A 21,832-nucleotide genomic window follows, 5' to 3' on the forward strand; every position below is an offset into this window, starting at 1 on the left:
TTTTACTGAGTTTTAAATCATCCACCACTTTTAAGCCTGTCGAGCAGGGTTTGCAGTTTTAAAGTGGCAAATCCGGAGCTGTGGTCGCTAAGGCCATATGGCACTATAAGCTCATCGCCATGGATAATACTACCACAGCTGTACACCACATTTGGCACGTAACCCTCTCGTTCATCGGGGTTTGGCACTATAAGCGGGTCTTTCAACCTGCCTATTTCTATGCTTGGGTCGTTTAAATCAAGCAGCGATGCCCCTATGCTGTAGCGCCTCATACTGCCCACTGAGTGGGTAATTACCAGCCAGCCGCACTCGGTTTCAATGGGTGAGCCGCAGTTGCCTATCTGGGTGAATTCCCAGTGGTATTCAGGGCTCTGTATCTTGATAGGGTCGTCCCATTCATTGATATTATCGCTGTACATCAGGTAGTTATTCCATCCGTCTATACGGCTTAGCATGGCAAACTTGCCGTTTATCTTACGCGGAAACAGCGCAAGGTTCTTGTTCTTGGCACCGGCACCGTTAAGGGGGCTGGTTTTGAAGTCGTAAAAATCGTAAGTCTTTAATAACTTGGGCATTATGTGCACACCATCATAAGCTGTATAGGTAGCATAGTAGGTTTTTTTGCCGTTTTCGTCAGTAAAAAGCACAAAGCGGGCATCCTCAATACCCTTACTTTCAAAGTCGGATATAGGGAAGATAACCCTGTCGGAAATATCGGTATCCTTACTAAAGGTTATACGCCTGTAACTATCTGATAATGCAAGGATTAAATAGTACTGTCGCAGTACTTCGGGGTCGTCTTCGGTGGCACGGGCCTCGCCCACTACCCGCTTAAGCTGCTCATAATCAAAGCGGTCTTCAAGTTTGTCAGACACCATATCCAGGAATTCCTGGTTGAGGTCGGCTTCCTCAGCCTTCTTTAAAAACAGCCTTTTCTGGTACATAACGTTGTGCACTTTTTCTGCCTCATCTATGTAAATACCTGCAGGAATGACAGTTATATTATTATCGCGGTCAATTATCGCCCTACGGAACACTACAGATGACACGTGCCCCTCTCCCACTGCCCTGAAGCTGATGATAACGCGCAGCTGGCCTTCTTCAAGGTTGGTTTGGTCGGGGTCGGGCACAATGCTTGGGTTAAAAAACGCAGCGGACTCGATAGAATACTCGTGCGTAAAATAACTACCAATCAACAACTTACAGTATTCATCAAGCTTATCATATTCATATCCGGCGGCGTTTACATAGCGCTTTACCCTTTCGGAATTGCGCAGCAGCTTACGGGTTATGTTGCGGTGGCGCTTGCTGAAGTCCTGCAACAGGGGCAGGATGAGACCGGCTATTTCTTCTTTGCTTAGCTCTAAAATCTTCTTAACCAACTCAATAGCGCGCTCCTCTCCATTAAAGAAGTAACGGGCTATAACACGCTTGGTATCAGGCAGTACCTTTACAGGCTTACGTTCAACAGATAGTCTCATACACGGTTACATTAGGTTGCTAAATATTTGTAAAAGCCTAAATTACACATATTTCGCAAGCCCTGTAAGACTTTAAATGCTAAAATTTAGTGAAAAATACTACAAGGATTTTTAACACCTGCACCGGTTTATTTCACAGAACATTGGCTATCCTCATAACCACCAACACGTAACTTTATAAAAAACAACAACTTATGAGAAAGCTAATTGTACAGCAATGGATATCGGCCGACGGTTTTGCCAGCGACCGCAACGGTACAACCGCCTTTTTTGAAGACGAAAAGTATAACGAAGGCTGGACCGAAAACGAGCTGCAACTGCTTGAAAACATTGACACTATACTGCTGGGTGCCAATACCTACAAGATGTTTATTAACTACTGGCCCGATGTTGACCCGGCCAAAGAACCCGTAGGCCCGGCGCTTAATACCATACCTAAAATAGTGTTTTCAAACACGTTAGAATCGGCACCATGGGGTAATTGGGAGCCTGCCACGGTTGTAAGCGAAAATGCCGTAGAATATGTGCAAAACCTTAAGCAGCAGCCCGGCAAAGACCTGATACTGTGGGGCAGCCTGAGCCTGTGCAGCACCCTTGCCGAAGCCGGCCTGCCCGATGAGTACCACCTTACCGTAGCACCCGCTTTTGTGGGTACAGGCAAGCACTTTCTGCCGGAAGGCATGGAACTGTTAGACATGGAACTATTTGGTTATGAAACGTTTCCCACAGGAGTGGTGTCGTTAAAATACAGGCCGCGAAACGCCAAATAATTAGTATCTTTGGGGCTGAAACAACACAACAATGAACTATTTTTCTTCTGATTTTAAGCTGGGTATACTTGGCGGCGGCCAGCTGGGCAAGATGATGCTGACTGATACCCGCAAATTTGATATCCAGACCTATGTGCTTGACCCCAGTAATGATGCGCCCTGCAAGATAGGCAGCAACGTTTTTGTACAGGGCAGCCTTATGGATTTTGATACCGTATATAACTTTGGCAAACAGGTAGATGTGCTTACTTTTGAAATTGAGCACGTTAACGTAGAAGCCCTTGAAAAGCTTGAAAGCGAAGGCATTAAGGTATATCCTTCCCCTAAAACATTAAAGCAGATTCAGAATAAAGGTACCCAGAAAGACTTTTATAACGCAAACAATATCCCTACAGCGCCTTACACCCGTTTTGAGTCGTTAACCGCTCTGCAGGAGGCTGTTGCAGCCGGGCAAATTACCATACCTTTTGTTTGGAAAAGCACCGAAGGCGGCTATGACGGTAACGGAGTAAAGGTTATCCGCAACAGCGAAAGCTTTAACGGGCTACCTGACGTTCAGTGCATTGCAGAGACTATGATTCCGTTTAAGAACGAACTTGCGGTTATTGTAGCCCGCAACCCGAAAGGCGAAATAAAGACCTACCCAGTGGTGGAGATGGAATTTCACCCGGAGGCCAACCAGGTGGAATATGTTATCTGCCCTGCCCGTATTGACGATGCAGTGGCCCAAAAAGCCCGCGAAATAGCCCTTAACGTGAGCGAAGCCTTTAACCACGTGGGATTGCTTGCCGTTGAGATGTTCCAGACAGCAGACGATGAAATACTGGTTAACGAGGTTGCGCCAAGGCCGCACAACAGCGGGCATTACAGCATTGAAGCCAGCTATACCAGCCAGTTTGAGCAGCACCTGCGCGCTATTTTAGACCTACCACTTGGTAATACCGACAGCAAAGTGGCCGGTATCATGGTAAACCTTGTAGGCGCTGAAGGCTACAGCGGCAACGTGGTGTATGAAAATATTGAGAAAATCATGGCTCAGGATGGCGTTACCCCGCACATTTACGGCAAGAAACAAACCAGGCCATTCCGTAAAATGGGACACGTAACTATTGTAAATGAAGATATTGCGGTTGCCCGAAAAATTGCCGAAGAGGTAAAAAACAGTATCAGGGTTATCAGTATTCAGTAAGCCTGAAAATTAAATATTAACAGGAGGTTGCTTATTTTAGCAGCCTCTTTTGTTTTACACTATGAGATATAAACTACTGATTTACATAATCCTTTTCATTGCATTACCATGTTTTGGACAGACGTATGTGTTCTTTGGCTCTTACAATTGGGATAAGGAACAGGCTGGGCTGTATGTATTTACACTTGATACTGTGAGTGGTAACCTCACCAAAGCAAGCACCCTTAACAGCATACTAAACCCATCTTACATAACCCTTTCGCCCAACGGCAATACACTTTATAGTATAACCGAAAGCAAAACGCCCGGTGCAGGCAGTGTGAGCAGCTTTAGGTTCAACCCCAAAAATGCATCGCTAACCTTTATAAACAGCCAACCAAGCCAAGGCGAAAACCCTGTGTATGTATCGGTTCACCCCGATGGAAAATGGCTGGCTGAAGCCAATTATACCGATGCCGGTGCAACGCTGTACCCCATTAATGCTGATGGCAGCATAGGCAAAGCAACACAGCATTTTAGCTATACCGAAGGCAGTATAAACCCTAAACGCCAGGAAAAAGCCCATGTGCATTCCGCACTATTTTCCCCTGATGGCAAAAGCCTCTTTCTCCCTGATTTGGGTGCAGATAAAATACACACCTTCAGGTTTGACCCCACCGAAAAGCAACCACTTCAGGACGAAAGCTTTATCAAAACCATATCCGGCAGCGGGCCGCGACACCTTGCCTTTCACCCTAACGGCAAATGGGCCTATTGCGTAGAAGAAATAGCAGGGGCTGTTAGCGTTTACAGTTACAACAACAGCACACTCTCACCCCTGCAACGCATTGCCACCCATCCGGAAAGCCTTGAATCTGAAGACTATGAAAGCTCAGATGTGCATATTACGCCAGACGGCAGGTTCTTATATGCTTCAAACCGGGGCTCGCAAAACAACATTGCCATTTATAGTATTGCTAAAGACGGGATCCTTACACTCTTGGGCTACGAACCCACACAGGGACTGCACCCGCGTACGTTTACAATAAACCCATCGGGTAAATTCCTGATTGTGGCTAATGTAAATTCGTCTTCGGCAACCGTTTTTAAACGTGACGCAAAAACAGGGTTGCTTGAATACATTACAACAGTAGCGGGGCTTAAGAATGTTACCACCGTTGTGGCGAGAGAATATAGATAATACATTTACTTTGCTTACATTAGCATGATTTTAAATTCCGCTAACGGAAAAACCTAAACAACAAACTACAAACACGTTACATGAAAGTAGCTATTATAATGGGCAGCATTAGCGATATGCCGGTAATGCAGGATGCCATAGATATATTAAAAGAATTTGGTATTGAGACTGAGGTTGATATTGTTTCGGCCCACCGCACGCCCGAAAAACTTTTTGAATTTAGCACTACAGCCCACACAAACGGCGTTAATGTTATTATAGCAGGTGCAGGCGGGGCAGCCCACCTTCCGGGTATGGTGGCCAGTATGAGTCCGCTACCGGTAATAGGTGTTCCGGTTAAATCAAGCAACAGTATAGACGGGTGGGACAGCGTGCTTTCTATCCTGCAAATGCCTGGTGGCGTGCCGGTTGCAACGGTAGCCCTTAATGGTGCAAAGAATGCCGGTATACTTGCAGCGCAAATTTTAGGAAGCCATGACAAGCTGGTTCAGGCCAAAATAATAGCTTATAAATTGGGGTTGAAAGACGCTGTAAACAAAGCATCAGACAACCTTAAAAACAAATAGTTATGAAATATGTTGTAATTCTTGTCGCAGTTATAAGTATGGCCGTTGGCTGCCAGAGCCAGAAGACCATAGCTACCACAGAGCCCATGTACAAACCCTTAAGCGAAGTGCAATCTGTTAATATGGGCGCACAGAATTACAACAATAAGCGCTTCAAAACCGACACCGTTTACCTTGAAAAACCTTCTAAATTCAAAAGCTTTAACGATGTAAATGGTGTTGATATGGGTGCCCAAAACTACAACAACAGGCGCTTCACTACTGATACTATTTATGTTGAACGTATTGAAGCCGACTCGCTTAAAAATTAAGAAAAGGCGATTGCAAAATTTTGTAACTTTGGTAAAAACAAATTGCAATGGACATCCAGACATCTAAAATAGAAGTAGCTAAGATGGTTCTTGATTTAGAAGATTCTAAATTAGTAGAAAAGGTGCGCAAACTCATCAACAAAGAGCGAAAAGACTTTTATGATGAATTTACTGAAGACCAAAAACTTGAAATCCAATACGGTATAGAACAGCTTGACCGCGGGGAGAGCATTAGTTGGGAAGATCTTAAAAAGAAACTACCTTAATGTATAGCCTACATTTTTCTCCTTTAGCAGAAAAGAAGCTTATTGAGCTTCTTTTGTATCTTATAGAAGAATGGTCAGTAAAGGTTAAAGACGATTTTAAGGTTATCCTCGACAAAAAACTTAATCATATATCGGTTTATCCTGAAAGTTGTGTAAAGTCTAAAAGCTTTAGAAACTTACATTTATGCATTATTACCAAACAAACTTCACTATTATACAGGATTGTGAATAATCAAATTGAAGTTATTACTTTATTCGATAACCGCAGCAGTTTTAAATCAATAAATAAAGAGATACGGAAATACTATGGCCGCATCTAATACTATTATGAACATACTCAATCAAAAATTCAATACAAAACACGATACCGCACCGTTTAGCGGCATAAAAACCGAAGACTTCCTTCCCGCTTTTAAGGCGGCTATTGAAAAAGCCCGTAAAGAAGTTGACGACATAGTTAACAACCCTGAACTGGCCACGTTTGAAAACACTATTGCCGCCATGAGCTACAGCGGCGATAACCTGGACCGTGTTTCAAACATCTTTTTTAACCTGCACTCGGCCGAGACAAACGATGAAATTCAGCAGATAGCACAGGAGGTTTCGCCATTATTATCGGAATTTGGCAACGACATACGTCTTAATGCAGACCTGTTTAAGCGTGTTAAAGCCGTTTATGAGCAAAAAGACAATCTGAACCTTACCCCGGAACAAACCACGCTACTGGACAAGCAATACAAAGGCTTTAGCCGTAACGGCGCCAACCTGCCTGAAGATAAAAAGAACCAACTTCGCGAGATTGACAAAGAACTAAGTAAGCTAAGCCTTGAATTTGGAGAGAATGTATTGCACGAAACCAATGCCTTCAGCCTGCACATAACCGACGAGAAAGACCTTGCCGGCCTGCCAGAAGGTGCTATCGAGGCTGCAAAGGAAACCGCCGCAAGCCAGGAAAAAGAAGGCTGGATATTTACACTTGATTACCCCAGCTATATTCCGTTTATGACGTATGCCGAAAACCGTGACCTGCGTAAAAAGCTTGCCATTGCTTTCGGGTCTAAAGGCTTCCAGCAGAACGAATACAACAACGAGCAAATTGTACTGCGCATTGCCAAACTGCGCCATGAGCGTGCGGCATTGCTGGGCTACAACTCCCACGCACACTTTGTGTTGGAAGAGCGCATGGCCGAACATCCCGATAAGGTAAAATCGTTCCTGAATGATTTATTGGCCAAAGCCAAACCAGCTGCAGAACGCGAGTTTGCACAGCTTTCGTCATTCGCAAAAGACCTTGACGGTATTGACCGCCTTGAAAAATGGGACGGAGCTTACTACAGCGAAAAGCTGAAGCAAAAGCTCTTTAACCTTGACGATGAAAAGCTTAAGCCTTACTTTAAGCTGGAAAATGTGCTGAATGGTGCCTTTACCATAGCAGGTAAACTGTACAGCCTTACGTTTGAGGAGGTTAAAGATATTGACACTTACCACAAAGACGTCACTACGTATGAAGTAAAAGACGAAAACGGCAACCTGGTATCCATATTTTATGCCGATTTCTTTCCCCGTAAGGGCAAGCGCAACGGTGCCTGGATGACGTCGTTCAAGTCACAATATGTTATTGAAGGTGTAAACGAGCGTCCGCACGTGAGCATTGTGTGCAACTTTACCAAGCCTACCGCAAGCAAGCCAAGCTTATTGACGTTTAATGAGGTTACCACGCTGTTCCATGAGTTTGGGCACGCGTTGCACGGCATGTTGGCAGATACAATCTATCCAAGCCTTAGCGGTACCAGCGTGTACTGGGATTTTGTAGAGCTTCCCAGCCAGGTTATGGAAAACTGGTGCTATGAGCCCGATGCCCTGGCACTGTTTGCCCATCATTATGAAACCGGCGAACTTATTCCGCTTGAATATATCGAAAAAATTAAGGAAAGCGCCAGTTTCCAGGAAGGTATGGCAACCCTGCGCCAGCTAAGCTTTGGCCTGCTGGATATGGGCTGGCATAGTGAAGACCCATCGCACATTACAAGCCTTAAAGACTTTGAAACCAAAGAGTTTGCCGCCACTACCCTATACCCTGACGTTGCCGAAAACGCCATGAGCACTGCCTTTAGCCACATTTTCCAGGGCGGGTATTCGTCTGGCTATTACAGCTACAAATGGGCCGAAGTACTGGATGCCGACGCTTTTGAGGTATTTAAGGAAAAAGGCATTTTTGATAAGGAGACAGCCTCTAAATTCAAGGAATTTGTGCTGAGTAAAGGCGGCACTGAACACCCTATGGAACTGTACAAACGTTTCCGCGGGCAGGAGCCTAAGCCGGAGGCGCTGCTCAAAAGAGCGGGGCTTTTAGTGTAGACTAAGAGATGACAGATGCAAGATAATAGACAGACCCTGCCTAACGGTGGGGTTTATTCTTTTAGGCGGTTAGTCTTTCGGAATGCTTCGAGAAATTCTTTAGGATAGGGAGGTTTTGGCACAACTTCTTTACCATTCCAGTCTAAGCTTCCAAAATTTATCCTCAAACTTTTATAAGGCTTAGTTTTATCTGATAAATTACCGGAATAAGAAGTAGGTATTTGATACCAATGTAAATTTTGTGAAGATAAATCACTGCGTATATATGCAGTCAGTATAACTTTCTTATTGGCTGTTATTGCAACCTGATGAGTTTGACAAGGCACCTGAAAGGACTTGATTTTGGAATATCCCTCCTCAGTTAGGGTTACATACTCATCTTTAACATTAAATGCAACTATATCCTTATCTTCAATTAAAGGATTATCATTCAAATCGCTTAACGATACCTTAAATGGGCCACCATCAATTAATTCCTTATTAATTGTATCATACCTGGTAAACCTGTAAAGTCTCTTTTCAATTTCATCCATTTTAGTATATTCAGCCATAGAAGAAACCGGGATTCCATAATCTGATGCTATCTTTTCTTTTAAAAGATAAATCTCAATCTTTGGCTCATGTTCTTTAACACATCCCACCAAAAAAAGAAACAACAGGTAATAAAAATATTTCATAAGGAGTTGATTTACTTCAAATATATAAAACAATAAAGCTTTGTCTTTATTTTTGTGAATTCCGTATTTTTACGCCAGACAAACACACATACAACAAAATGGATTTTCAAAATACAAGGGAATTCGCCCAACAACTTGACGCAAAAGACAAGCTGGCCAAGTACAGGGACGAATTTATATTTCCGCACGTAAACGGCAAACAGGTTATTTACTTTACCGGCAACTCGTTAGGGCTTCAGCCAAAGCGCACTAAGGCCTATGTTGATGAAGTAATGGACGACTGGGCAAAACTGGCCGTAGAAGGCCACTTTTATGCCGATAAGCCGTGGTGGGACTACCAGGAGCGTTTTGCCGCACCGTTAAGTAAAATTGTAGGCGCGCTGCCCAGTGAGGTTACCGTAATGAATACCCTTACCGTAAACCTGCACCTGCTTATGGTAAGCTTTTACAGGCCTATCAAAAAGCGCTACAAGATTATTTGCGAGGAAAAAGCCTTTCCAAGCGACCAGTACATGATTCAGACCCAGGTTAAATTCCACGGGTTTGACCCGGCCGATGCCATTGTAGAGATAAAACGCCGTAAGGGCGAGCACAACATTCGCCTTGAAGATGTTTTGGCAACTATAGACCAGGTGGGCGATGAGCTTGCCCTGGTGCTTATAGGCGGTGTAAACTACTACACAGGCCAGGTTTTTGACATGAAAACCATTACCAAAGCGGGGCAGGCAGCAGGCGCTTACGTTGGGTGGGACCTTGCTCATGCCGCCGGAAACATAGCCCTTGAACTGCACGACTGGAACGTGGATTTTGCCGCATGGTGCAGCTACAAATACATGAACAGCGGCCCGGGCAACGCCAGCGGCTGCTTTGTGCACGAAATGCACCATAACGATCTCGACCTGCCGCGTTTTGCCGGATGGTGGGGCCACAACAAAGAGCGCCGTTTTTTAATGGAGCCACAGTTTAACCCCGTTCGTGGTGCCGATGGCTGGCAGGTAAGCAACCTGCCTATACTGTCACTTGCGCCTTATTTAGCCTCGGTTGAAATGTTTGACGAGGTGGGCATGCCTGCACTGATACAAAAACGCGACCAGATTACCTCTTACCTTGAGTTTATACTTCACGAAATAGACCATGAGGTACACGGTAACTTCGAAATCCTTACCCCTACCGAACCGGCTGAGCGTGCCTGCCAGCTGTCGGTTTTCCTGCACGGCGAAGGAAGGGCTTTGTTTGACTATCTTATGAAAGCAGGAGTAATTGTCGACTGGCGCGAACCAAACGTTATACGCCTCGCACCCGTGCCATTCTACTGTTCTTATGAAGATATGTATGAGTTTGGCCAGGTTCTTAAAGCCGGCATACTTTCGCACAAAAAATAACATCAGGGGCTCCGCACAGCGGGGCCTTTTTTTATAAAAACCCTATGATTGTGTTAGCATTTTTTTCAGAAGCAGCCGTGTAATTTTGAAAACAGTAAACGGCACACAACTGCTAACACTATCAACTCTATATATACAACACCACGGGGCATTTGGGTTAGCCTTGGGGTGTTGCCTTTTTAATAATTTCGGTTTGTAAACAGGTTTGTTTATTTTTACACCTAAATACAAATCTCATGTCACAGCAAAAAAGGCTTTTCCTTCTCGACGCTTACGCGCTTATATTCCGTGGTTATTATGCACTTATAAAAAACCCGCGCATTAACTCAAAAGGCATGGATACCAGCGCCATACTGGGCTTTATGAACTCACTTTTTGATGTTATAAAACGTGAAAAGCCAGACCACCTTGCCGTGGCATTTGACAAAGAAGGCAGCGCCGTGCGCACCGAAATGTTTGAAGCCTACAAGGCAAACCGCGATGAAACACCAGAAGCCATAAGGATTGCCGTACCCTATATTCAGGAAATACTTAAAGCCATGCACATACCCGTTATTGAGCTGGCAGGCTGCGAGGCAGACGACCTTATAGGCACTGTAGCACAGCAGGCCGAAAAGCAGGGTTACCAGGTATTTATGGTTACACCCGATAAAGACTATGCGCAGCTGGTTACCGAAAATATTTTTATGTACCGCCCTGCACGCCTGGGCAATGGCATTGAAATTTGGGGTGTGCCCGAAGTATTGGAACGCTTTGAAATTGAACGTACCGAACAGGTTGTTGACTTTTTGGGCATGATGGGCGATGCGGTAGACAACATTCCCGGGCTTCCCGGTGTGGGCGAAAAAACCGCCAAGAAATTCCTTAAGGAATATGGCAGTATGGAAAACCTTTTGGCCAACACACACGAGCTGAAAGGTAAGATGAAAGAAAATATTGAAGCCAATAAAGAGCTGGGTATCCTCTCTAAAAAGCTGGCTACCATTATAACCGACTGCAATGTGCAGTTTGACGAAACCGACTACGAGCTTACCAAGCCCGATGCCCCAAAGGTTGAGGCTATTTTTAACGAACTTGAGTTCCGCCGCCTGGCAGAGCAGTTCCAGAAACTGTTTGCCGGTGGTGCAGAATATGATGAAATAAGCACGCAGGAGCCTTCTTTAACCCGCGCAGCTTCTAAAAACGACCAGCAATTCTCACTATTTGGAGAACCTGCCGAAGATGCACCTGCCGGAACCAATGGGTTTTATGCCACGCTCGAAACTACAGACCACCACTACCAGGTAGCTGAAGGTTTCGCAATAAACCTGCTACTAAACAACCTGCTAAAACAAACCAGTGTGTGCTTTGACACTGAAACTACCGGAGTTGACACGCTTACCGCAGAGCTTGTGGGCATATCGTTCAGCTGGGAGAAAGGCAAGGGCTTTTACGTACCCGTACCGGCAGACCGGAATGAAGCACAGGAGCTGGTTGAGAAATTCCGCCCCTTCTTTGAATCGGAAAACATAGAAAAAGTAGGGCAAAACCTTAAGTATGACCTTGAAATACTGGCCAACTACGGCATTACCGTTAAGGGTAAATTTTTCGACACCATGATTGCGCATTATCTTATAAACCCTGATATGCGCCACGGTATGGATGTTTTAGCCGAAACCTACCTTAAATATTCGCCTATGCCCATTGAGGCGCTTATTGGCAAAAAAGGCAAGGGACAGAAAAGCATGCGCGATGTAGAACTGGAACTGATTAAGGAGTATGCCGTTGAAGATGCCGATATAACACTACAGCTAAAGGAACTGTTTGCACCTGAGTTAGAGCGCACCGGTACCCAAAAGCTGTTTGACGAAATAGAAATTCCGCTTATGCCGGTATTGGCAAGCATGGAAACCGAGGGCATTAACCTTAACGTATCTTACCTTAAAGAACTCTCTGCAGAGCTTGCCAGCGATGCAAAAGTGCTTGAACAACGCATATATGAGGCAGCAGGGCAATCGTTCAACCTGGGGTCTCCCAAGCAGCTTGGCGAAATACTATTCGATAAGCTTAAGATAGGCGGCGGCAAGCAAAAGAAAACCAAAACCGGGCAGTATGCCACCGGCGAAGAGGTGCTTTCTTACCTTGCAAACGACAACCCTATTGTGGCCGACCTGCTGGAGTGGCGCCAGTTGGTAAAACTTCAAAACACGTATGTAGACGCGCTACCCGCACAGGTACAACCCACCACAGGCCGCGTACATACTGATTATATGCAAACTGTGGCCGCCACAGGTCGCCTGAGCAGCAACAACCCCAACCTGCAAAACATCCCCATCCGCACGCAACGCGGCAGGCAGATACGCAAGGCGTTCATTGCCCGTAACGAGGAATACACCATACTAAGCGCCGACTACTCGCAAATTGAGCTGCGCATTATTGCTGCCCTTAGCGGCGACCCGGAGATGATTCGCTCATTCCAAAACGGAGAAGACATTCACGCTTCTACCGCAGCAAAGGTATTTAATGTGGCATTGGCCGATGTAACCCGTGAGCAGCGCAGCCATGCCAAAACCGTAAACTTTGGTATTGTGTATGGTGTTTCGGCATTTGGCCTTAGTAACCAAACCTCACTTACGCGTTCAGAATCTAAAGATCTTATTGATGCTTATTATGCTACCTACCCAAGGCTGCGCCAGTTTATAGGCGAACAGGTAGAACTGGCACGAGAAAATGGCTTTGTAAGCACCATTTCGGGCCGCAGGAGGTATCTTAAAGACATAAACTCTGCCAATGCCGTAGTGCGTGGCGCTGCAGAACGAAACGCCGTTAACGCCCCTATACAGGGCAGCGCGGCAGACATCATCAAGATTGCCATGATTAACATCCAGAAACAGCTAACCGACGGCACCTGGAAAAGCAAAATGCTGCTGCAGGTGCATGACGAACTTGTGTTTGATGTGCACAACAGCGAGATTGAGCGCATAAAACCCATGATTAAGCACGAAATGGAAAACGCATTCCAGCTTGCCGTACCGCTTGAGGTAGATATGGGTACAGGCGAAAACTGGCTGGAGGCGCATTAATACAATAATGTTGTATTGAGCCCGTTAAAAAGTATATGAAAAAAACACTCCTGACACTACTCGCTTTTGTAATGCTGCTGCCTGCATTTGCCCAAAATGACAAGGGCAAATTTGCCAAACTGGACAGCCTCATGCTGTATTATTACAATAACGGCAAGATAATGGGCGCGCTTACCATAAAGGAAAAAGGCCGCACGGTGTTTGAAAAAGGCTATGGCTTTATTGATATTCAGGCACAAACGCGTGCCGACGGCCACAGTAAATACAAAATAGGCCAGGCTACAGAATTGTTTACCGCAGCGGTAGTGCTTCAGCTTGTTGAGGAAAAAAAACTAAAGCTTGACGCAAAACTTAGCGAGTATTTTCCTGATGTGGCAAATGCCGATGTTATAACCATTAAGCAAATGCTTAACCACTCCAGCGGCATTGCTGATTATACAAAGGCTGAGGGTTTTGACAAATACAAAGAAAACCTGCAAAACCGCAAGTTTATGCTGGGTAAAATTACTGCCCTGCCTGCCACTTTTGCACCGGGCGATAAAAATATGTACAGCGCTGCCGATTACCTGCTGCTGGGCTACATAGTGCAGGATATTACCGGCAACACCATTAAAGAAAACATTACCAACCGCATTATAAACAGCTTAGGGCTTAAAGATACCGGTTTTTTCAACAAGCCAAACCCTAAGAAAAAAGAGGCTTTCTCTTACAGCCTTGTAAAAGGTAAATGGGAGCGCATGGACGACTGGCACGAGTCGGTTGCCGGGGGGGCGCTGGGCATGCAAAGCAGCACAGCAGACCTCACCAAATTTATAACCGACCTCTACAGCGGCAAAGTGGTAAAAAAAGAAACCCTTGCGTTAATGGATCCAGGTACCGGGGCAAGCGGCCTTGGCATTTGGTACTACCCTTTTGCAGAAAGGCGTTTTGCAGGCCAGGCCGGCGCGCTTGAAGGCTATATATCGCTGGTGTGCCACTACCCTAAAGAAGGCGTGAGTGTATCGTTACTGCTTAATGCACAGGATTGCAACATTAGTGAACTGGTAAACGGCATACTGAGCATTTATTACAAGCAGCCGTTCCGTTTCCCTACGTTTAAAGAAGTTAAGGTGGCTACAGCTGTTTTAAAAAACTATGAAGGGCGCTATACAACCAAGTCGCTGCCTTTTTATGTAGATGTAAATGTGGTAGATGGCCAATTGCGCATACACGCCGATGACCAGGGTACATTTTTTGTTGAGCCGCTTAGCGATACCACCTTTACGCACGACGCCGCAGGTATAATACTTGAGTTTGGACAGGGTACTTTTACCCTAAAGCAAAACGGCACAGATACCGTTTTTACGCGTATTTAGTGTAACATTTTTGCAGCGGCGCTACTAATTGTACAAACCAATATTTACAATCATGAAGAAAACTACGCTTGCCGCTGCACTTGCATTGTTATGCCTTGGCACTACCGTTGCTCAGGAATCTGACAAATACAAAAAAATCGACAGCCTGCTTACTTACCTGGCTGATAACAATAAATTTATGGGTGCCGTTACCCTAACCCAAAACGGCAAGCCTGTATTTGAAAAAGCCTATGGCTATGCTGATTTCGAGAACCATAAAAAGGCTGATGTGCACACTAAATACAAGATAGGTTCCATCTCTAAAATGTTTACGGCAACGGCCATTTTTAAGCTTATTGAAGATAAAAAGCTGTCGCTGGACACCAGGCTGTCTAAATTCTATCCAAAGGTTAAAAACGCTGATAAGATTACCATAAACAACCTGCTGAGCCACTCAAGCGGCATCTTTAACTATACCAATACTGAAGATTTTATGGGCTATGCCGCCACGCCGCAAAGCAAAGCAGATATGGTTAAACGTATTGAGGGCTTTGAAAGCGACTTTGAACCCGGCACTAAAAGTGATTACAGCAACAGTAACTTTTTATTACTGGGTTATATTATTGAAGACATTACCAAAAAGCCTTACACAGAGGCCGTAACCAAAATGGTAATTAGAACAGCAGGACTTAAAGAAACTTCTTTTTACGATAAAGTAGAGACTGATAAGGACGAGGCATTTTCCTACATGTTGGCCGGCACAGTAGCCGAAAAATGGGATGAGTGGGACCAGAGTGTGGCATACTCAGCCGGAGGCATACAAAGTACCCCAGCCGACCTGGACACCTTTATTACGGCACTTTTTGCAGGTAAGATTATCAAACCTGAATCGGTTGAATTAATGACAACCTTGCAGGACGAAGTAGGCAGGGGTATTTTCCCAATACCGTTTAATAAAAAGCGCTTTTGGGGGCACGGCGGCCATATAGAAGGCTTCAGCTCTATGCTGGGTTACAACCGCGAAGAAAAGCTTGCCGTAGCATTAGTGGTTAACGCAGAGGTAATGCCTATGAACGATATCCTTATTGGCATTTTGAACTGTTATTATGAATTACCCTATACGTTCCCGGACCTTAAAACTGTTGCGGTTGATGCAGCTATTTTACAGGGCTATACCGGTACGTATGCCTGCGCGGGCTTTCCGCTAAAAGTTACCATAATGTATGAACACGGCGAATTTTTAGCCCAGGCTACAGGCCAGGGGGCTTTCCCTCTTGATGCCATTAGCAATACCGAATTTAAATTTGACGCCGCCCAGATAAAAATTACCTTTAAGGATAATACTTTTATCTTAGACCAGGCAGGGCGTAAAAACGAGTTTACCAAAGAATAATTACCCGTTAATAGTATTAATACAAAGGCCGCTGTAATTAGCGGCCTTTGTTGTTTATGCTTCGGCTTCACCGCCAAAAAATTTAAGCCCTATTATAGAAAGTACCAGTGTGGTTATAAAAAACAAACGCCAAAATGTAGCCGGCTCATTGTAAAACACAATGCCCATTACTACCGTACCAAATGCCCCAATACCTGTCCACACAGCATAGGCAGTACCCAACGGCAGGGTTTGCGTGGCTTTGTTTACAAAATAAAAACTCATGATAATGCATACAAAAAATGCCGCCACCCATTTATAATCGGTAAAGTTTTTAGACATTTTCATGCTCGATGTAAAGCCTATTTCAAACAGGCCGGCAATAATCAGGTAAATCCAGTTCATAATGCTTTGCTTAAAGTTGCAGCAAAGGTAACCCCCATAATTGGCTCCGGAATTTACATTTGTTAAATAATGCCTTTTGCCATGGCTGCCCTTATACGGCTTAAAGACACCTGGCTTATGCCAAGGTATGAGGCTATATATTTAAGTGGCAGACGATTGGGCAATGACGGTATGCGCTGCACCAACTCGCTATAGTTTTGCGATGCCGTTTTATACTGGCGGTTTATAAACATACCTTCCACTTTCAGGAACTCGTGTTCGGCAAGCTTGCGGCCCCAGTTGGCCAGTTCGGCACTGGTTTCAAAAAGTGAGAGCAGGGCTTTGCCATCAGCTTCATACAAAATACAGTCTTCCAGCGCCTCCATGCTTTCGTAGCCGGGGCGGTTGTTTACAAAGCTTTGTGCAGATATTACATAATCGCCCTCAAAACCAAACCAAAAAGTTACCTGTTTTTCATGGCTGTCGCTATAGGCCCGCACAATGCCCTGTTCTAAAAAATACACCGATTTTTCTATATGCCCTTCACGAAAGATAACGGTACCCTTTAGCACGTCAACGGGGCTAAATAAAGCACAAAGCCCGCTAAGCGCCTCGGCACTTAGCGGGTATAGTGTTGTCATCCTGTTTAGTGTATTAACCAAAACAGTAGTTATATATTATAGTTTCCTGGTAGACTCGCGCTGGCGAAGCTCGGTTTTTATAACGCGGGTTTCATAGCCCAGCTCCTCGCCTGCTTTAGCCTCAAGCCTGTTTATAAGCATATCGGCAGCAGCCTCGCCTATTTCGGGTCCGTGCTGGCTTACCGTACTAAGGCTTGGCGTTAACCTGCGGCTCCATACACCATCGGCAAAGCCAATAATCTGTACGTCTTCAGGTATTTTAAAACCGGCTTTAAGCACCGCTTTGTGCGCAGTTACCGATGCGTGTTCTTCAACAGCAAAAATACCGTCTATCTTCTTACTCTTTATATCAAAAAAAGCAGGGAATTTATCATCAAAATCATCATTGCTTTCGCAGCGTAGTATAAGGCCTTCGTTTATGGCAATGCCATTGTCTTTAAGCGCCTGAAGGTAGCCCTCTGTGCGCAGCTTACCCACGCTGGTATTATCAAGGTTGCTAAGTAATGCAATATTTTTACAGCCTGTTTTTATCAGGTGGTTTACGGCATACACCGCACTGTCAAAGTCATCTACAATAACCTTGTCGCAGTTTACCTCATCGCTAATGCGGTCAAACATCACAACCGGTATATCATCGGCCATAGCCTCCTTAAAGTGCTTAAACTCCTGCTCTTTTTGTGTTTCATCGCTAATAGAAAGTATAAAACCGTCTATAGTACCGTTGCTTAGCATATCCATAGCGTGGATTTCCTTATTAAGCTGTTCGTTACTTATACAGGTAATCACGTTATAGCCCCTTGCATTGGCTTCTTTTTCTATACCGCTAAATACCTTGGCAAAAAACGGGTTAAGAATATTAGGAATAATAACCCCAATAGTTTTAGACCTTTTACTTTTCAGGTTAACGGCAATGTTATTGGGCTTGTAATTTTTAAGCTTTGCGAATTCCTGAACCTTGATTTTTGTAGGTTCGCTGATTTCGGGGCTGTTACTAAGCGCCTTTGACACGGTTGAAACAGAAACGCCGAGTTCTTTTGCAATTTGTTTTAAGGTAGCTTTTGGTCTCATTGTGCAGATGTTTTGATATGGTAAAGTAACGAAAAAATTCACGAAAATGTTATACCTCTATCGATATAATTGAAAAATTTTCAGGAAACGCCTTACATCAAATCATTTTTTTCGGTTTTGCAAAATGCATTTAGCTTCAAACAAAGGTTAAAGTATTGGTAAAAAGCTTACTAATTTGGCAGTAGATTATGGTTTTTCGAAAAACGAAAAAATTTCACTTTATGCACTGCTCTCACTCACTTTAGCTACAAATCGGGATGTTATTTTTTTATTAAAAAACCGTTAAAGCCACTAAAACGTTTTAAAAAGCACAAAACCATTAACATTTAATTGGCGTAAGTAAAGGGGAACTTTGAAATCCAACGAAATAACAAAGACCACACCGCTCAATTATTAACTAACAAATCCTTTAATTATGAAAAAGACAAAAGTATCTGTCAACGAGGTAGCCACCGGCAGCCTTACCAGCAGGAGAAGCTTTTTAAAAATCAGCGGGCTTACCCTGGCCGGAACCGGGCTGCTACTGGCTGGCTGTAGCGATGACGATGATGCGGGTAGAAATGTTGACCCAAGTCAGCTACCCGGAATACGCAATGGTGTTTTTGATCTGGGTGGTGGCGACGCCGGTATTCTTACCTATGCTTATGCCCTTGAGCAGCTTGAAGCTGATTTTTACACCCGCGTAGTAAACAGCAACACTTTTGGCGCAACCTTTAACGGAGAAGAACAACAGGTACTGGCCGACCTATACCAGCATGAAGTATACCACCGTGAGTTTTTCCGTGTGGCAATTGCTGCTGCCCTTGAAGGCACTGATGGCATGCTGCTTCCCGACCTTGAGTTTAGCTACGATAGTGTAAATTTTAGCAACCGCACCAGCGTACTTGCCACAGCTAAAGCACTTGAAGATACAGGCGTAAGCGCTTATAACGGTGCCGGCAGGTATATTACCAACCCGGACTACCTGGTTATTGCAGGCAAAATTGTTTCGATAGAAGCACGCCATGCATCAGCCATACGCTCGCTTATAAACCCGGGTTCGGCAGATTTTGCAGGTAATGATGTGGTAGATGGCAACGGCCTTGACAAGGCACAAAAGCCAAGCCAGATTGTGCCCGTAGTGGCAAGCCTTGACTTTATACAAACAGCCTTTACAGCCCAATATTTACCATAACCCTAAAACCTGAAACCATGAACATTTTAAAGCTTATAGAATCGTTTACAAACGAAGGCGTTATAAAAAGCCTTGGCGAAAAACAATCAAGAAGGGACAGTTTTGCACAGTTTGGTAAAATTGGCGCTGGCGCCGCTATGGCTGCCCTGCCGCTTAGCATGCTGTTTACCACAAAGGCAAGGGCACAAAGCTCGACTCCCGAAACGGCCACCGCAGCATTGCAATTAGCCCTTACACTGGAATATCTTGAAGATGAATTTTATGCTATTGCACTTGACACCAATGGACTTATACCTGCTGCAGACCAAGCTATTATAGCACAAATATCTCAGCATGAGGCAGACCACGTTGCATTTTTACAACAGGCACTGGGTAATGCTGCTCCTGCTAAACCTGAGTTTGACTTTACCGGTGCACAGGGTGGCGCACAACCCGCACTACTTGATCCGTTTGGTGACTATGCTACATTTCTTGCCGTGGCGCAGGCCTTTGAAGATACAGGCGTACGCGCCTACAAAGGACAGGCAGGCAACCTGATGAGCAATGGCGACCTGCTTACGGCAGCCTTGCAGATACACAGTGTTGAGGCACGACACGCATCTCAAATACGCAGGCTACGCGGGCAAAAAGGCTGGATTACCGGCAACAGCCGCGGCGACCTGCCATCGTTTACACAGCCTATTTATGACGGCGAACAAAACACCGTACACGGCGGTGCTAATATAGTGGGCCTTACGGCTACTAACGGCCCGGCTTTAACCAACAACGGTGCTACAGAATCGTTTGATGAAATACTAACAGGCCAGCAGGCAACTACCATTGCCAGCATCTTTATAGTACCATAATTTAAGGATTACGTTGATTATTTTATTTGAACTGCCCGCAGAGGATATCTTTGCGGGCAGTTTTTATTTAGAAAATATTCCGGCAAACTTAATATATCAGCAACCGCGATAACCCACAAGGGTTTTCCTTAGTATAGATGAGCCGCGTTGCAGCAAAAACTCGGCTTCAACATCGGCATTTTCATATCCTGACTGTACTTCTTTGGTAATTTTTATGGTTAGCTTATATCCCTCAGCACCATAAATATAAGTATGGCTGCCTTCCGGAGACTCCTCAAGCTTAAACTTTACCTGTTTGCCGTTAATACCTACAATGGCATTCTCCTCAAAATCGTTAATAAAAACAAAGTTATTTTTGGTTTTATCATGCTGGCTTAAAAACAGCCCTGTTGTACAGCCTATCATATCTTCAGGAACATCAGCAAGAGGAAATGTGGTTACAGCCAGGGTAGGCTCTTCAGCAACTTCTTCAACCACCGGATGCTTGGGTTGTTTGGGCATTTCTTTACATGAAAATAAAGCAGGTATCAAAATTACGAACAGAAGTTTTTTCATTATTATTGGTTTTTACCCAAATATAATAAACTATTCGTAAATAACATACTTAAATGAGTCCATTAACAATGTTTGCTCTACCCCCGGCTCAGGCACAATGTAATAATCCCCCGATATTTGCACGCCCTCCCCTTTACGCTCAAGTGTAATATTAAGGAAGCCATGCTTCATAACCACCGCTTTTTGCATGGTTACACACTCTAAAACCGGGCTGTGAGGTGTATATTCGGTATCATCAAAAGGCGCCAAATCATGAAGCTCATCATATCCACCTGCCCCGCATACAATAAAGGGCAACATCTTGCCGTCAGGATATATTTTATGGAAACGCTGGTAGTTGTGCACATGCCCGCTTAAAATAATATCGGGACGAATACCACTTTCATCAAAAGCCTCTTCAAGCATATTGATCATATAAAGACTTGAACCATGGTTAAAATCAGCCGAATAAGGCGCATGGTGCACACATACAATTATAGCTTTACCGGGACGTTCGCCTGCCGCAGTTTTCAACTCTTCAACAAACCATTTCCGTTGCTCATTATCTACATAACCAAACTTGGTAGCATTACTGTGCAGCCCAATAAAATTTGCCAGGGGTGTTTTCAGCGTCCAGTACACATTGGGCTGTACCATGCTCTTGCGGTTTTTACTTTTGCTAAAAGCAACATCACGCCTTTCGGCATCACAAAATACAGCTGTAAAGGCATCAAGGCTTTCATAAGGCGCAACAAAAGGGTTAACATCAGTATCGTGATTTCCTGCTATGGCAAATATAGGCCCTGGGTAATCAGCATAAGGTTTAAAAAACTGCCTATCATAATTTTCGGCTTCTCCATAATGATACACAACATCGCCCAAATGATATAAGAATGCAGGTGCTTCGCCTTTAGGCACACCTTCTATTTGCCCACACATTTGCTCAACAACCAGGCGCTGGCCTTCGGGATAACGCATGCCTCCGGTATCGCCCACCATGTGAAAACTAAATTTATCTTCAGGCAGGCCAACTACTTTTGCAGCCTCAAGACGGTATGGATAAGTCCCTGATGGAGCAGGAAGCTGCTGTATTTTATCGCTGTCGTCAGGCTGGTTGAGTCTAAATATAGGTTGTGTGTATTTGGGCTGAGAGCTCATGAAACAATGCAGGCATTTTAATTAAGCTGCAAGATAACCCGCACAAAGCATACGGTCAAGGTTTTTTGTAATAATAATGG

20 protein-coding genes are annotated in these 21,832 nt (G+C 44.5%); 13 read left to right on the forward strand and 7 right to left on the reverse strand.

Going from position 1 to position 21,832, the window contains the following annotated elements; all coding sequences use genetic code 11:
• Positions 1-17 precede the first annotated feature (17 nt).
• Positions 18-1,481 (reverse strand): glycoside hydrolase family 130 protein, encoded by a 1,464-nt coding sequence (locus AM279_RS10935; protein ID WP_054408045.1) that lies wholly within the window; start codon positions 1,479-1,481, stop codon positions 18-20.
• 194 nt (positions 1,482-1,675) lie between these two features.
• Here AM279_RS10935 and AM279_RS10940 point away from each other — a divergent pair, with 194 nt between their 5' ends.
• The 7 genes from AM279_RS10940 to AM279_RS10975 all read left to right on the forward strand — a co-directional run bounded on the left by AM279_RS10940 (position 1,676) and on the right by AM279_RS10975 (position 8,121).
• Entirely contained in the window at positions 1,676-2,251 is a 576-nt protein-coding gene (locus AM279_RS10940; RefSeq protein WP_054408047.1) for a dihydrofolate reductase family protein, read from the forward strand.
• Positions 2,252-2,282: 31 nt separating this feature from the next.
• Positions 2,283-3,440: a 5-(carboxyamino)imidazole ribonucleotide synthase gene (locus tag AM279_RS10945; protein WP_054408048.1), complete on the forward strand. Its 1,158-nt coding sequence runs from the start codon at positions 2,283-2,285 to the stop codon at positions 3,438-3,440.
• Positions 3,441-3,501: 61 nt separating this feature from the next.
• Positions 3,502-4,620 (forward strand): lactonase family protein, encoded by a 1,119-nt coding sequence (locus tag AM279_RS10950; RefSeq protein WP_054408050.1) that lies wholly within the window; start codon positions 3,502-3,504, stop codon positions 4,618-4,620.
• Positions 4,621-4,700: 80 nt separating this feature from the next.
• Positions 4,701-5,186, forward strand: coding sequence for a 5-(carboxyamino)imidazole ribonucleotide mutase (gene purE, locus AM279_RS10955; protein WP_054408052.1), 486 nt, complete (start codon positions 4,701-4,703; stop codon positions 5,184-5,186).
• Positions 5,187-5,188: 2 nt separating this feature from the next.
• Positions 5,189-5,497, forward strand: coding sequence for a hypothetical protein (locus AM279_RS10960; protein ID WP_143090293.1), 309 nt, complete (start codon positions 5,189-5,191; stop codon positions 5,495-5,497).
• A gap of 47 nt (positions 5,498-5,544) precedes the next feature.
• Entirely contained in the window at positions 5,545-5,763 is a 219-nt protein-coding gene (locus tag AM279_RS10965) for a hypothetical protein (RefSeq protein ID WP_054408056.1), read from the forward strand.
• A 327-nt stretch (positions 5,764-6,090) separates the two neighbouring features.
• Positions 6,091-8,121 carry a M3 family metallopeptidase gene (locus AM279_RS10975; protein ID WP_054410279.1) on the forward strand — a complete coding sequence of 677 codons (2,031 nt, stop codon included), beginning with the start codon at positions 6,091-6,093 and terminating at the stop codon, positions 8,119-8,121.
• 53 nt (positions 8,122-8,174) lie between these two features.
• Here the strand turns inward: AM279_RS10975 and AM279_RS10980 are convergent, their stop codons facing one another.
• Entirely contained in the window at positions 8,175-8,798 is a 624-nt protein-coding gene (locus tag AM279_RS10980; RefSeq protein WP_054408060.1) for a hypothetical protein, read from the reverse strand.
• 98 nt (positions 8,799-8,896) lie between these two features.
• Here AM279_RS10980 and kynU point away from each other — a divergent pair, with 98 nt between their 5' ends.
• The 4 genes from kynU (at position 8,897) to AM279_RS11000 (ending at position 15,969) form a co-directional block, all read left to right on the forward strand.
• The gene (kynU, locus tag AM279_RS10985) at positions 8,897-10,180 is read left to right on the forward strand and encodes a kynureninase (protein ID WP_054408062.1); all 1,284 of its coding nucleotides are present in this window, start codon (positions 8,897-8,899) and stop codon (positions 10,178-10,180) included.
• Positions 10,181-10,416: 236 nt separating this feature from the next.
• Positions 10,417-13,242 carry a DNA polymerase I gene (gene polA / locus AM279_RS10990; protein ID WP_054408064.1) on the forward strand — a complete coding sequence of 942 codons (2,826 nt, stop codon included), beginning with the start codon at positions 10,417-10,419 and terminating at the stop codon, positions 13,240-13,242.
• 35 nt (positions 13,243-13,277) lie between these two features.
• The gene (locus AM279_RS10995) at positions 13,278-14,597 is read left to right on the forward strand and encodes a serine hydrolase domain-containing protein (RefSeq protein WP_082344215.1); all 1,320 of its coding nucleotides are present in this window, start codon (positions 13,278-13,280) and stop codon (positions 14,595-14,597) included.
• A 52-nt stretch (positions 14,598-14,649) separates the two neighbouring features.
• Positions 14,650-15,969, forward strand: coding sequence for a serine hydrolase domain-containing protein (locus tag AM279_RS11000; RefSeq protein WP_054408067.1), 1,320 nt, complete (start codon positions 14,650-14,652; stop codon positions 15,967-15,969).
• A gap of 54 nt (positions 15,970-16,023) precedes the next feature.
• Here AM279_RS11000 and AM279_RS11005 read toward each other — a convergent pair whose 3' ends face one another.
• From AM279_RS11005 to AM279_RS11015, 3 genes are all read right to left on the reverse strand, one after another.
• Positions 16,024-16,353: a DMT family transporter gene (locus AM279_RS11005; RefSeq protein ID WP_054408069.1), complete on the reverse strand. Its 330-nt coding sequence runs from the start codon at positions 16,351-16,353 to the stop codon at positions 16,024-16,026.
• 62 nt (positions 16,354-16,415) lie between these two features.
• Positions 16,416-16,973, reverse strand: coding sequence for a Crp/Fnr family transcriptional regulator (locus tag AM279_RS11010; protein WP_054408071.1), 558 nt, complete (start codon positions 16,971-16,973; stop codon positions 16,416-16,418).
• Positions 16,974-17,009: 36 nt separating this feature from the next.
• Positions 17,010-18,041 (reverse strand): LacI family DNA-binding transcriptional regulator, encoded by a 1,032-nt coding sequence (locus tag AM279_RS11015; protein ID WP_054408073.1) that lies wholly within the window; start codon positions 18,039-18,041, stop codon positions 17,010-17,012.
• A gap of 415 nt (positions 18,042-18,456) precedes the next feature.
• Here AM279_RS11015 and AM279_RS11020 point away from each other — a divergent pair, with 415 nt between their 5' ends.
• Together AM279_RS11020 and AM279_RS11025 are read left to right on the forward strand one after the other, a co-directional pair.
• Positions 18,457-19,215 carry a ferritin-like domain-containing protein gene (locus tag AM279_RS11020; protein WP_054408075.1) on the forward strand — a complete coding sequence of 253 codons (759 nt, stop codon included), beginning with the start codon at positions 18,457-18,459 and terminating at the stop codon, positions 19,213-19,215.
• A gap of 17 nt (positions 19,216-19,232) precedes the next feature.
• Positions 19,233-20,060, forward strand: coding sequence for a ferritin-like domain-containing protein (locus tag AM279_RS11025; protein WP_054408077.1), 828 nt, complete (start codon positions 19,233-19,235; stop codon positions 20,058-20,060).
• 96 nt (positions 20,061-20,156) lie between these two features.
• Here AM279_RS11025 and AM279_RS11030 read toward each other — a convergent pair whose 3' ends face one another.
• Both AM279_RS11030 and AM279_RS11035 read right to left on the reverse strand, forming a co-directional pair.
• Entirely contained in the window at positions 20,157-20,615 is a 459-nt protein-coding gene (locus AM279_RS11030; protein WP_054408078.1) for a hypothetical protein, read from the reverse strand.
• 30 nt (positions 20,616-20,645) lie between these two features.
• Positions 20,646-21,752, reverse strand: a complete 1,107-nt coding sequence (locus AM279_RS11035) for a metallophosphoesterase family protein (protein ID WP_054408080.1) — start codon at positions 21,750-21,752, stop codon at positions 20,646-20,648.
• Positions 21,753-21,832 lie beyond the last annotated feature (80 nt).

Origin of the sequence: Flavobacterium akiainvivens (assembly GCF_001278115.1) — a bacterium.
GTDB lineage: Bacteria > Bacteroidota > Bacteroidia > Flavobacteriales > Flavobacteriaceae > Flavobacterium > Flavobacterium akiainvivens.